The organism is Breznakia pachnodae, from assembly GCF_030814225.1.
GTDB classification, from domain to species: Bacteria; Bacillota_I; Bacilli_A; order Erysipelotrichales; family Erysipelotrichaceae; genus Breznakia; species Breznakia pachnodae.
In genome coordinates, this window is the sequence record NZ_JAUSUR010000005.1 from 74,963 (window position 1) to 87,853 (window position 12,891).

At 32.2% G+C, this 12,891-nt stretch carries 15 protein-coding genes; 2 read left to right on the forward strand and 13 right to left on the reverse strand.

Annotation, left to right across the window (positions count from 1 at the left end; all coding sequences use genetic code 11):
* Nucleotides 1-18: 18 nt before the first annotated feature.
* The 6 genes from J2S15_RS13385 to J2S15_RS13410 form a co-directional block, all read right to left on the reverse strand.
* A complete protein-coding gene (locus tag J2S15_RS13385) occupies nucleotides 19-2,757 on the reverse strand; it encodes a sigma 54-interacting transcriptional regulator (RefSeq protein ID WP_307409143.1) in 2,739 nt (912 codons plus the stop codon).
* A 10-nt stretch (nucleotides 2,758-2,767) separates the two neighbouring features.
* A complete protein-coding gene (gene agaB / locus J2S15_RS13390) occupies nucleotides 2,768-3,250 on the reverse strand; it encodes a PTS galactosamine transporter subunit IIB (RefSeq protein ID WP_307409145.1) in 483 nt (160 codons plus the stop codon).
* Between the two features lie 103 nt (nucleotides 3,251-3,353).
* Nucleotides 3,354-3,815, reverse strand: a complete 462-nt coding sequence (locus J2S15_RS13395; protein WP_307409147.1) for a pyridoxamine 5'-phosphate oxidase family protein — start codon at nucleotides 3,813-3,815, stop codon at nucleotides 3,354-3,356.
* A gap of 84 nt (nucleotides 3,816-3,899) precedes the next feature.
* Entirely contained in the window at nucleotides 3,900-4,271 is a 372-nt protein-coding gene (locus J2S15_RS13400; protein WP_307409149.1) for an iron chaperone, read from the reverse strand.
* A gap of 18 nt (nucleotides 4,272-4,289) precedes the next feature.
* Nucleotides 4,290-4,718 (reverse strand): MarR family winged helix-turn-helix transcriptional regulator, encoded by a 429-nt coding sequence (locus tag J2S15_RS13405; protein WP_307409150.1) that lies wholly within the window; start codon nucleotides 4,716-4,718, stop codon nucleotides 4,290-4,292.
* 19 nt (nucleotides 4,719-4,737) lie between these two features.
* On the reverse strand, nucleotides 4,738-5,211 hold the full coding sequence (locus tag J2S15_RS13410; protein WP_307409152.1) for a glutathione peroxidase: 474 nt from the start codon (nucleotides 5,209-5,211) through the stop codon (nucleotides 4,738-4,740).
* Nucleotides 5,212-5,346: 135 nt separating this feature from the next.
* Here J2S15_RS13410 and J2S15_RS13415 point away from each other — a divergent pair, with 135 nt between their 5' ends.
* Entirely contained in the window at nucleotides 5,347-5,847 is a 501-nt protein-coding gene (locus J2S15_RS13415) for a nitroreductase family protein (protein ID WP_307409154.1), read from the forward strand.
* A gap of 52 nt (nucleotides 5,848-5,899) precedes the next feature.
* Here J2S15_RS13415 and J2S15_RS13420 read toward each other — a convergent pair whose 3' ends face one another.
* The 3 genes from J2S15_RS13420 to J2S15_RS13430 form a co-directional block, all read right to left on the reverse strand.
* Nucleotides 5,900-7,330 carry a leucyl aminopeptidase gene (locus J2S15_RS13420; RefSeq protein WP_307409156.1) on the reverse strand — a complete coding sequence of 477 codons (1,431 nt, stop codon included), beginning with the start codon at nucleotides 7,328-7,330 and terminating at the stop codon, nucleotides 5,900-5,902.
* A gap of 89 nt (nucleotides 7,331-7,419) precedes the next feature.
* Complete coding sequence (locus tag J2S15_RS13425; RefSeq protein ID WP_307409158.1) at nucleotides 7,420-7,899, reverse strand: cyclophilin-like fold protein; 480 nt, start codon at nucleotides 7,897-7,899, stop codon at nucleotides 7,420-7,422.
* A 1-nt stretch (nucleotide 7,900) separates the two neighbouring features.
* Nucleotides 7,901-8,479, reverse strand: a complete 579-nt coding sequence (locus J2S15_RS13430) for a sugar O-acetyltransferase (RefSeq protein ID WP_307409160.1) — start codon at nucleotides 8,477-8,479, stop codon at nucleotides 7,901-7,903.
* Nucleotides 8,480-8,650: 171 nt separating this feature from the next.
* Here J2S15_RS13430 and J2S15_RS13435 point away from each other — a divergent pair, with 171 nt between their 5' ends.
* Nucleotides 8,651-9,541 (forward strand): LysR family transcriptional regulator, encoded by an 891-nt coding sequence (locus J2S15_RS13435; RefSeq protein ID WP_307409162.1) that lies wholly within the window; start codon nucleotides 8,651-8,653, stop codon nucleotides 9,539-9,541.
* Nucleotides 9,542-9,594: 53 nt separating this feature from the next.
* Here the strand turns inward: J2S15_RS13435 and J2S15_RS13440 are convergent, their stop codons facing one another.
* From J2S15_RS13440 to J2S15_RS13455, 4 genes are read right to left on the reverse strand one after another with little or no spacing between them, the layout of a single operon-like run.
* Nucleotides 9,595-10,308 (reverse strand): DNA alkylation repair protein, encoded by a 714-nt coding sequence (locus J2S15_RS13440; RefSeq protein WP_307409164.1) that lies wholly within the window; start codon nucleotides 10,306-10,308, stop codon nucleotides 9,595-9,597.
* A gap of 16 nt (nucleotides 10,309-10,324) precedes the next feature.
* Nucleotides 10,325-10,798 (reverse strand): GNAT family N-acetyltransferase, encoded by a 474-nt coding sequence (locus tag J2S15_RS13445; RefSeq protein ID WP_307409166.1) that lies wholly within the window; start codon nucleotides 10,796-10,798, stop codon nucleotides 10,325-10,327.
* A gap of 26 nt (nucleotides 10,799-10,824) precedes the next feature.
* Nucleotides 10,825-11,808: a DUF6892 domain-containing protein gene (locus J2S15_RS13450; protein WP_307409168.1), complete on the reverse strand. Its 984-nt coding sequence runs from the start codon at nucleotides 11,806-11,808 to the stop codon at nucleotides 10,825-10,827.
* Nucleotides 11,809-11,822: 14 nt separating this feature from the next.
* Nucleotides 11,823-12,878: an ankyrin repeat domain-containing protein gene (locus J2S15_RS13455; RefSeq protein ID WP_307409169.1), complete on the reverse strand. Its 1,056-nt coding sequence runs from the start codon at nucleotides 12,876-12,878 to the stop codon at nucleotides 11,823-11,825.
* Between the last annotated feature and the right edge of the window lie 13 nt (nucleotides 12,879-12,891).

A 12,891-nucleotide genomic window follows, 5' to 3' on the forward strand; every position in this document is an offset into this window, starting at 1 on the left:
GTCGACACACAAATATCCTTAGTCTAAGTCAGTTTTGAAGTAATTTTGAATCAACAAAATTTCTGCTTCAGGTACCTCGACACTATATCTGCTTTCCACGACACTAAGTGCTTCCTGACATACTTCTACAAACTTACTATACTTTTTCAACTTTTCTTCCTGATGTTCAATATAGGAAACTTCATTCCTTAATATCAGTCGTTCAATCAAACAACTCAAATGAACATATAACCCTGCTTTGGTAATCATACTAAGTTCTGAATTTAATCGTTTCTCAATATCTACTACTACATCTTCCACATCGTCTATTAACTTCTCAGCATTTAATATCGTTAAATGATTTACGATATTAAGTAATGTAAAGTTCTTCATCAACTTTGATTGGAAGGCTTTCATTTCTTCTACTGATGTATATTCTGATATTAAATTATTTAGTGTATCAATATCATTGTTCATCACCAGATTTTCCACTGGTATGAATGGTAAGGTATCAACTCTTGGATCCAAGGTTCCTACAATCATTACCACATCATATTTCAAGAACACTGGATCATTGATTCCATTTTCTATTAATGACTGATAATCATATGGAATAATTGTTACTGGTACTTTCTTAGGAATACTGTCATATAACAGTTCACTAATCTTTTTAGCAGCACCAAATCCAGTAGCACAAATTGTTAGTATTACTTTCTGACGTTCTTTTGCCTCGATATACTTCGTAGAAATCGTAAATGTATCTTCAATCTCCTGTAGCATCATAATCGTTGATTTCCCTTTCACAAGGTCTTCTCCAACCTGTAATGCAAGTTTTGTATTTACATTGTTGATGATAGAAATATTACAATCCGTAATAGGTTTCATCTGCTTGTAGATATCTTCCAATGAACCCATATCAACCAACAATATCAATTCCTTAAATCCTGTTTTACGTTTCAGATATTCATTTAACTGTTTTACGATCTTCTCTGTAGTTACGGTCAACTCCATATCAATTCCATCAAATACATATGCATCCAGCAGACGATTACATGCATTGGCAATACTACTGGCAGTTGAATACCCATGGCAGAGAATAACCGCAACAGTTGCAGATGATTCCATCTTTTCAAGAGAAATCAAAGAGATGGTCAGTATTGACAGCATTAGATTATCGAGTTCAACATCTAAGTTCAACTCCACATTATCTACAATTTCTCTAGCAATTACAAACTCTCTAGGTGCATGATTCTCTAATAACTCCAACACCTTATCGATTTCAGTTGTGTTTGATGATACCCACATCTTGGCATCAATTACATTCTTTGCGTATTCATTAATCATATTTGCATAAATATTAATTTCATTATTAGAAATTGTAATACTGTACTTATTAATAACAATCGAATAAATTTTATCCAATATCTTTAGCAGATAATTTTCACTTACCTTTTTACGATAACGATTCTTATATAGTAAATAGTCTGTATAATTTTGAACAATACTTTTTAAATCACTTACCAACATTGCAAATGGAATGTTCTCCTGCTGATTCTTTTCGAATCGTACCAGTAAACGATGATACAGCTGAACTAACATATTAGAGTTTCCAAATGATCCTTTTAGTTTTGAAAGTGGAATCATAATATCTCTGGTATCATCTCCACCCTTTAACTGAATGCTAGGGAATGTCTCTAAAATATAATCTGGTAAATCTCTAACATAAATACCTAAGGTATCTTTAGAACTCTGGTCATTTAGAAAAGCTGAAGCACATGCTGCTTTAATCGCATTTTTCATTCCACCAACATTCCCACTGAAATGAAAGTCCATAAATACCTGATATACTAAATTGCTTATTTCAATATTCTTTTGTAGGCGTATCGCCTCTTCATTAAACACTGAGTATAATAATTGTTGTTTTTCAATGAGTGGTCGATCCTTAAGACTAGGTACATTTACCATAATTGGTATTCTTCTCAGTAATGTCTTTAATAATACATCTTGTGGATCTTCAGTAGTCGCAAATACGATTCGACAATGCGAGTACAACCAGTTTTCATTATCACCTAATTGATGATACATTCCTTTATCCATAAAAAAGAAGAGTTTCTCCTGACACTCTGCTGGAAGACAATGTACTTCATCTAAAAACAGCAATCCACCATCAGCAACTGCAATTAGTCCAAGATTATCTTCTTTGGCATCGGTAAATGCACCTTTCACATGCCCAAATAAATTGGATGTTAATAACTCTGGATTGTTTGCATATTCACTACAGTTCACCGAAACAAATGGTTTATCTTTTTCAATAATACCCTGATCAACTGCAAACTCATACAACAGTGAAGCAATCATACTCTTACCGGTTCCGGTAGGACCATGAATCAACAATGGTAAGCCATGATCAGGATAACTAATAGCAGCCTTACACTGTTCCACTACACTTCGTAAACTGTCATTACTTCCAATCAACTTGGCGAAATTCTTTGTATCTTTTTCACCCAATGAAAAGAACTCATCCAAAGAGTCAAAAATTACAGTATCAATTGTTTTTTGAAAGACTTGCTCCACTTCTTTTTTAGTATAGAAATAAACAGGTCTTGTATTTATTTTAATTACTTTTCCTTGCTTCACTAACTCATTTAAATATTGACTTACTGTATTACGACTTACATTTAAATCAGCAGCTATCTTCAGCGCTGTAAAGCAATCCGCTTCCTTTATACCATACTCCAGACAACGCTTTTCTAGTTCCTTATAAATTGTATCTTGCATAATGCCCTCACTATTTTACTTTAATTTCATTTATTCTCTCTCTTGGGCTTCCTGGAACATCCTGATAATAGATGTATACCCCCTCATGCAAGAGATATTCTAGATTTTCGATATCTTCCTCATCTACATACACTTTCCTCGTTACCATCACTTTGCCACGCTCATAGTGCATATTCCCTAAATTTACTTTATCAATTGGTAAGCCATGTTCATACAGTTGACGTATTGCTTTCGGTGTTTTCACTACCAAAAATATTTTCTGATTACTATCCACTTCTAAAAAGCGCTTAATAAAATCATTTGTCATATAAAAGCGAATATTTACGTTTGATGATTTCGCTACACTTTCCATCAGTTTCTGACTGAAACGATCATAATAGGTTTCATCATCTACAACTACAATCGTATCAACATTCAGACTATTAACCCATGTAACACCAACCTGTCCATGAACCAATCGATTATCGATTCTTGATAACACAATCTCTGCCATAACATGTCTCCTTTATTTATATTCATAATACCACAAATTATAATTTATATTTCTCTGGATTTAACCAAGAAAAAACGATATCTATGAAATATCGCTTAATTTATTAATCTTCTTCAGGCGCAAAATCAATTTCCTTTACTGATTTCTCTTCAAAGTTAATATGATATCCTTTGCCCTTTGTATGAAAGAATCCTGATATCAGTTCTGCCTTTACAAAACACATATGTTCATCTTTTTCATTGTTATGTGCGAAGTACCAAGGTGTAAACACTTTAGTCAGTGTTTCTCTAATTTCTTTGTTTTCTTCTTTTAATGGATGTCCTACATTGTATGCCTTTGCCTTAAAACTTGTAAAGTTATTACAGAACGATACATTAGGATTTTCATCTAGTTCTTTTACTTTTCTAGATGAAGCATAGGTAACAATCCAGAATGCTCCATCTTCATAATAAATATCAACTACCCTCTGTGATGGAATATTATCCTTTGCAGTTGCTAACACAAAATAAGAATCCTTTCCATATAATTCACTTAGTATTTTTAGACTCTCTTCATAATTTACCATAGTCATTCCCTCTTTCTTTATTTATTATTCTATCATAACTTTATCCAAAAAATGCAAAGAAAAAATCACCTTTGTAAAGATGATTTATTTACTGCTTATTTCTTTTATACGAAACTGTGTCATATTTTTAATAAGCTCTTTTGGTATTTCCTGTTTTGCATAAAATTGAATTGCATTCTTACTAGTATCTCTATACTCTGCTAATTCTTTTTTAAATGAAGCTTTGGTTGCGGGAGTTATATAGAAGGCAACTCCAACCTTTACTGTTGCAATCTGTACCAAGAATTTTCCTTTGTAATAGTATGCAGGCGCACCCCAAGCAATCTTCTCACTGATTTCATCAGATGCAGACATAATTGCACTACGTAAAGCTTCTAGTTGTTCTTTACTGCGTTCATCTACAACGCTAACAAACTCATCATAGGTCTTAGCAACATCTTTCTTTTTAGTATCCATCTTATACTAGCCTTATTATTAATCTAACGTATTCAGTACTTTATATAATAACTGATATAACGTCATTGCATCTTCTGGTGAAAGGTTGATACAACTTCCAATCTTTTCAGGAATATCTTTTGCAGAGTCTTGAAGGTTCTTTCCCTTCTTTGTAAGTTTCACTACCAAGTTACGCTCATCATTCTTGTCTCTGACACGACTAACCAGACCTTCACCTTCCAGTTTTTTTAGAAGTGGAGTCAGTGTACCAGAGTCAAGAAATAACTTCTGACCTAAGGTTTTCACATTCATACTTTCTTCTTCCCACAACACTAACATCGTTATATATTGTGTATAAGTTAGACCTATCTCATCAAGAAAAGGTCGATACTTTCGTACAACCTCTTTTGAGCAGGCATAAAGTGGAAAACACAATTGATTTTCTAATTTTAATGAATCTACTGCCATATCTTTCTCCTAATTATTTCTATAGTAACTTTATTATATCACTTTCTAGCTCTTCTGGCTTCTTTGTTGGCGCAAAACGATCAACAAGATTTCCATCACGATCTATTAAGAATTTCGTGAAGTTCCATTTTACCTTAGATCCAATTAGACCTGATTTATGTTTTTTTAAATAAGTGAAGACTGGACTTTCATTTGATCCGTTTACATCAACTTTAGCGAAACGCTTAAATGTTGTCTGATAATTCATCTGACAAAACTCACCGATTTCCTTATCAGTCCCTGGAGCCTGATGTCCAAACTGATTGCAAGGAAAATCTAAGATTTCCAAACCTTGGTCTTTGTATTTATCATATAACTCCTGCAAACCTTCGTATTGTGGTGTAAATCCACACCCAGTTGCTGTATTCACAACCAATAATACTTTTCCTTTATATTCAGATAAACTAACATCTTTACCTTCTGCATCAACTGCTGTTAAATCATATAAACTCATAATGATACCTCCATATGTATTGTATACAATTTAATTGTACTCCATTCAAGACGAATGTCAATCTTTAATCAAAGAAATTACAAAACCAATATTTCTTTCGTGTTATAATAAATGATGTAAAAGGAGGAATATGTTATGGATTTATTAGTTTCAAGAAGAAGTTGCCGTTCGTTTACAGATAAAGAAGTCTCTAAAGAGGTACTTGATAAAATTCTTTATGCAGGTATATGTGCACCAAGTGCAAAGAATCGTCAAAATACAAAACTCCTTGTCTTCCAAGATAAAGAAGTAATTCAACAGTTATCAAAACTAAATGCAAGAGTAATGAATAGTGATGGGGACCCATTCTATGGTGCTCCAATCGTAGTTGTTGTATTCTATCCAAATGATGCAGCTACAGGTATTCAGGATGCAAGTTTGGTTATGGGAAACCTAATGAATGAAGCATATGCACAAGGTGTTGGTTCTTGTTGGATTAACCGTGCCAAAGAAATGTTTGAATTTGATGAAGGAAAAGAAATCCTTAAGAAATATGGATTGGAACAGTATATTGGAGTTGGTTGTTGTATCTTAGGTGACCCTACTGGAGAACCTAGAGAAAAGACAGTTGATACTTCAAGAATAATCTATGAGTAAAGAAAAAATAGTCGAATCTTTTATCATTCGACTATTTTTTTAGTATATATCCTTATTTATCAAACAATGCAGCCATTGTTTTCGCCATTGCTCCAGTAGCACCTTCACTTGCTAATGGGTTGACTTTGGCATCATAACTTGTACCTGCAATATCTAAATGAATCCATTGTGTTCCCTTATCTACAAACTCTTCCAAGAAACAAGCAGCCACACTTGATCCTGCTCCTCCAGCTTTTGAATTTACTAAATCAGCAACACTGCTGCTTCTAAGCATTTCATGATAATCATTGTCTAGAGGTAATCTCCAGATTTTTTCATTACTTATCATTGCAGCTTGTTCAAAGTCTTTGAAGAATGTTTCATCATTCGCAAATGTTCCTGTATAAGATTTACCTAACGCCATAATTACTGCACCAGTTAATGTAGCAATATCAATTACACGTTTTGCTCCTAGTTGTTGAGCATAGGTAATTCCATCCATCAAGATTAAACGTCCTTCTGCATCTGTATTGGTAATTTCAACTGTTTTCTTTGATAGTGATACAAGAACATCATCACAGTTATATGCTTCTCCTGAAATCATATTTTCAGTTGAAGGAATAATTGCATATACATTTGCTTTTAACTTACGCTTTGCAATTATTTCCATTGCACCAAGTACATTAGCAGCACCACACATATCACTCTTCATTGCAATCATACCTGCAGCAGACTTCAAATTATATCCACCACTGTCAAATGTGATTCCTTTTCCTACAAGTGCAGTATATGGTTCATCACCAGCACCATTGTATTTCAATACAATTAAACGAGCTTCCAGTGCACTACCTTGATTTACACCTAAGATTCCACCAGCTCCAATTTTTTCTAATTCTTTGTTTGTTAGAATATCTGCCTCTAACTTGCATTCATCTGCAAGTTTTTTCGCATAGTCAGCTAAATCTAGTGGTGTCATATAATTACTAGGCATATTACCTAATGTTCTAGCATGATTAACAGCTTCACCCATTATTACCCCTTTTTCAATATCAGCAGTTATATCTTCTTTTCCTACCACCTCATAAGTTACTTCAGCTTTTGCTTTTGCATCAATCTTTGTGAACTCATATCCAGCAATTGCTTGAGTTTCCGCAAACAATGCAGCAAGCGCATGTTCATCAAACTTTTCAGTTCTCGCTGAACGAATGTGTACAGTAATACTTTTTTCTTTATTTGATTTCACTAAAGCACCAAATGCTTGTTGAAGTCCAGTTACTGTAATATCTTCTTCTTTTCCTAATCCTACAAATGTAATTGATTTAAATGGTAGTTTTCCTAATGTATATACTTTTGTTATCTTACCTAATTTACGATCAATTTCGTCTTTTAATTCATAACCTAACCCATCACGAAGCTTCCCACAAATATCTCTTCCCTCATAAACAGGATAAAGAACATCTGCTTTTGAATCAATGATGTGTTCTAATTCTGATTGCTTTATCATAATATTACCTCTCTTCATCTGTTTTCCATTATACTATTTTTTAGACTATAAAAGTAGGATTTAACAACCATTTATATAAATTTGTTACTCTAATCTAACTTGAAGGTAATAGTTACTGTAGGATTCTCTCTTAATAATGTACTAAAAGAATCTATATCTTCCACATATCCCAGCTTAATATATCCACCATAAGCATTATCAAATGATTCATAGAATACAACAAGCGTACGATTTGACCAATACATAATCTCTCCACTTTCCATCTTTTGTGGCCGAGTTGTATCCATCATACTCAAATCTATATTTAAATCATACTTCTTTTCATTATTATTTAAATCGTCCATTACAATCGTTAATGGAAACAACTGAATAAATTCTTTAGTTGCATCATTGTCATATAGTTTCGCAGTAAATTCTACTGAATCAATTTCAACAACTATTGAAATTAATTCTTTAGAGGTTTCTGCCTCCTCTGCTTTCTCATTTTCTACAAGTGAAGTGTTTTGATTTGAACACGAACTGATCAAAAAACTCATCATCAAAGTTATAAGAATTTTAACTCCTTTCATATTACTCCTCTGGTACAATCTTTATTACTTTAGCAGGCACACCAGCAACAATTGTATTCGCTTCAACATCCTTGGTTACAACTGCACCTGCTGATATAATTGCATTCTCATTTACTGTCACTCCAGGCATCACTGTAGCACCTACACCAATCCAGACATTCTTCTTTATATGAATTTTTTTATTTGTTGTTATATGACGTTTATCAGGATGTAAATCATGATTAATTGTAATCAAATTTACTTTAGGCCCAATAAAGCAATTATCTTCAATTGTAATTCCACCTCGATCCATAAACTCACAACAATGATTTATAAAAACATTTTTACCAAGCTTAATATTCTTTCCGAAATCTGTATAAAACGGAGGTAAAATCCATGTTGAGGCATCAATATCTTCCCCAGTTAATCTAGAAAATATTTCTCTAACTTCTTCTTTTGTATGATAACCAGTATTTAACTCTGCTATTATTCTTTGCGCATCTTCAATAATCTCACTAATTATTTCAAACCCTTCTACCTTTGATGATAATGGAAAACCATTTAAATCTTTATATAGTATTTCTTGTTTTATATTGTTCATAATTTCATTCACACATAATAGTTAATTTTATATTATTATGTATCTTCTCCTTCATATAAATTATAAGCAACAAAAGCAATTATGTTAAATACCTATATCAAATATTCTGCAATGCTTTAAAAGCATATTTGTAAATGATATAATTATATTATCAGATAAGGAGTAATCATTATGGAATTACGTGTTCTTAAATATTTTTTAGTTGTCGCTCAAGAAAGAAACATTTCAAAGGCAGCAAATATTCTTCACATTACACAACCAACTCTATCGCGACAATTAAAAGAATTAGAAAATGAATTAGGAGTTATACTTTTTGTTCGTGGAAATCGCAAAATAACATTAACTGAAGATGGAATGTTTTTGCATAAACGAGCAGAAGAAATTATTTCACTCACAGAGAAAACAGAAGTTGAAATTAAAGTTCCCAATCAGGCATTAAACGGAACAATCTATATTGGTGGTGGTGAAACTCATGTAATGAAATATCTAGCAAAAACAATGAAAAACATTCAAAAGAGGCATCCTCTTATTAAATTTAATCTATATAGTGGAAATGCTGATGACGTGATTGAAAAATTAGATAAAGGATTAATTGATTTTGGGATTATTATAAGTCCTGCAAATATAGATAAATATGATTCTCTTGAACTACCAGGACATGATACTTGGGGAATCCTAATGCATAAAGACTCCCCTCTATCTCATAAAGATAGTATTTCTCCAGTTGATTTGATGAAAGAACCGCTTATTTGTTCAGTTCAGTCTTTTGTACATACTAAGATATCAAATTGGTTTCATAAAGATTACGATAGTTTAAACATTGTAGCAAACTATAATCTAATTTATAATGCATCACTACTTGTTGAAGAAAAGATTGGATACGCTATTGGTTTAAAAGATTTGATCAATACTAGTGGAAACAGTAATTTATGTTTCATTCCACTAAAACCTAAACTAGAATCAAGTCTTAATATCATTTGGAAGAAACATCAAGTTTTCTCAAAAACTAATGAGGTATTCTTAAAAGAGTTGATTTCAACAATAAATAATATACATGAATAAAGGAGGTACATCATATCAAATGCACCCCCTTTTATTATTTGTAAATCGATTTATCAGCAACGAACATTTTTTCGTTTAAACCCAATTCTATTTTTATCAATTGCTTTTTTTATTTCGTTTTCAGCACTTGATACTTTTAGTTTCTTATCATCACGATATACATCAATTTCCCCTATTTCTTGTGCAACTTCATATGCTTTCTCATGTAGTAGTAAATAAGAAACACCAACTGCAGCAACAAAACTGTTCATTGCATATCTTGCACGATTTGGTGCACTATGGATATTTGCTTTCACTTCATCCAGCATCTTAGATAGTTTCACAGTATCAAATACATCATCACTTTGATTGCCTAATAACCAACAATAACAACTAAACCCTGCAGACATATATAACTCTTTCTCTGTTTTAATCCATCGATCTGCAACTTCTTGAGCGAAGCTTGTTTCTGCTAATGTTACAGCAACAATATAATCTGAAATCATATGAAAGTATGCGCTCTCCATCCATTTATCAAAGTTATCTTCACTCATAGTTTCTACATTAGCAATAACTCCTGCAAGATACATTGCATCATAATTCCCACTTGCATATAACTCATTCGCCAATTCCTGATTACCATGATATTTTTTATCTAAAGGCTTCATCGCACCAGTGGCAACACCAAATAATGGTTCCTTGGCACCTTGACCTATATAAATTTTTTTTGTACGTTCACTTGAAAGTTTTTCTAATTCTTCCATTACAAGTTCGAAATCTATCTTCATCTTTGTACATTTCCTTTCATAATAGTATTTTCATTATATACTCTTCTTCATTTTCATCAATCACTTGAAAACCTAAATTTAAATACATATTATAAGCATAATTATCTTTTTGAACCGCTAAGGATGCTTCTTTATAACCTTTTCTCTTAAGCAGTTTCAACATTTCCTTCATCAGTGCATTTCCAACACCTTTTCCTTGGTATTGCTTCAATACTGAAATCGCAAACTCTGGAGTAGTTTCATCAACATTTCCAAACCCTTTAATATTTCTTACCCATACAGCACCAATTAAATTATTATCAATTTCTACACATAAACAATAATCATCTTTTTGAGTTCCAAAGTTATCAATATAAATGAATATCTCAGGTTCGTAAATAATTGATTTAGGGACTAAATTATCCTTATCTTTTTGAAATATTGCTTCATATAAAAAAGTTTCTAATAGTTTATATTCTTGTTTCTTCATTTCTCGAATCTTATACTTCATCTTAATACCTTTCCTCATAATTATTATTAGTCTTGATATAAAATGTTATGTCGTTTCAGAATCTCATTAATCCTTGAAGGATTTGATGTCATACACATTGCTTTTTTCAAATTGGGAAATTGTTTTAATTCTTCATCACTAATGTCATTTACATCAAATGCTTCATCTTCTCCATCCCATTGTGGTGCAATATTAGCATAGATTTCATCTCCACCATCCATATTAATCACAGTTATCTCTTTTGCCAATTTTTTCGGAATAGGCAATTCTTTAAAATAATTCAAAACTTCTTCAATTGGATCCATACTATCTAAGTTTAATTTTTCCTCTTTATATTGCTTAGCAAATTCATATACATCAAAATAAGGTTTTAATAATTCTAAATCGTAAATAAGAATCTGTAGAATTGATAATTTAAAGTTTAAATTATCAAATTTTAAAACCTCTCCATTAACCTTTTTAATTGTATAATCCCTAACTTCACTTGATTTTGGTCTTGGTGGATTATAAGAAATAGAAATCGGTGCATTTGGTTTATTTCCCATTTTGTAATATACACCTTTTTGCTTGCTCCAGTAAATTAAGTTAAAGTCACCAATTCCAGTGCGCTCATTATGTTTAAAAAAGATATTAATAGGTCTTTCATTAAGTGATAAATCAATTTTACAAACTCTATTTGGTAATACTTTTTCTCTCCACTTGGATTCCACTTTATCTCCAAAATACATAGATACATTAACAATGTTGTGCTTTTCATCAATATAAGCCTTACGATGTTTCAGATATATACACTCTTTATCACATGTATTAAATACCATCCCAACATCATGAAAGATATAACTTATTTCACGCTCTTCATGAATAACCTCAGGTTCACCTAAAACTGATATTACATCATCAATTGACAAAGGAAATTCCAATTTCATTCCATCTAATTGCATATAGTTATTATTGAAATTTATACGTTCAACAACTGTCTTATTCTTTTTAAACTTGTCAAATATACTCATGCTCCCTCCAAATACTACCTTCGATAGTTTACCTGTTTCAATGTAATTGGTTCTGGATTATCCAATACCCATTCTACTGCCATTTGAGTCCAACGATATAGTTCCTCTTTATCCACGTTTCGTTTTTTTATTTCTTTAATCAGGTTTGTTAACTCTGAAAGAATTTTTTCTTTGCATTTTCCTTTTGATAAATAATCTAGAAAAGCATCACACATCTTACGATATTCACCATCCCAGTTTACACCACCATTATCAAGCAGTTCTCTTGTGACTTTTCCAGTAATTCTAACTGCTTCGCCTTGTAATGTAGTTGCGTGTCCCTGACCTGGTACCAACAATTCCCATAGTTCCTGATGTTGGTCTTGCCATTTCGTAGTGTTCACTACTATTTTAGCAGTCCCATCGTTCATAATTCTTTTAGGAACTGATTCTACATCAAAAAGTTGATAAAGTCCATTTAATGCACATTCCATACTTTCTATAAAATCAGGATTAATCTGATTGCGATAAAATTCAAAATCAGTTCCAATCCTTGTAACTTCTTTACGCATATCTTCTGTAACCTTGTCACCTTGTTCTAATAGATATTTCGCAATATCATATGCTGCTTCTAAATCAATATTTCTCACGCCTCGTAACATTGCATATAGTGGCGTTGCATTCGCATTGTTTAGCGCAGTTATATCTGCACCAGCATCCAGTAGCAATTTTACATTTTCAAACTTAAAACTGGTTGCTGCACTATGTAGTGGTGTATCCCCCATATAATCCCTCACTGCAATATCAGCACCCAATTCAATTAGTAATGCCACACTGGAATTAAAATAAGTAGCATGATAATCCAATGGTGTTCTTTTCCATCTTCCTACATAATTTACATCTCCACCATGTTCAACATACCAACGGATAATATCCTCAGGTATATCTCGATAAGAAATAATTGTATTCTGATTGTATGTATTATATGCTTCAATCTGACAATCACTCAGAATATCAATCAATGCATCAATGTCCTTCGTCTTAATTAATTCATCAACCACTTTAGGAAGTGTTTTTCTTTTAGTTGCCATGTTTTTCTCCATT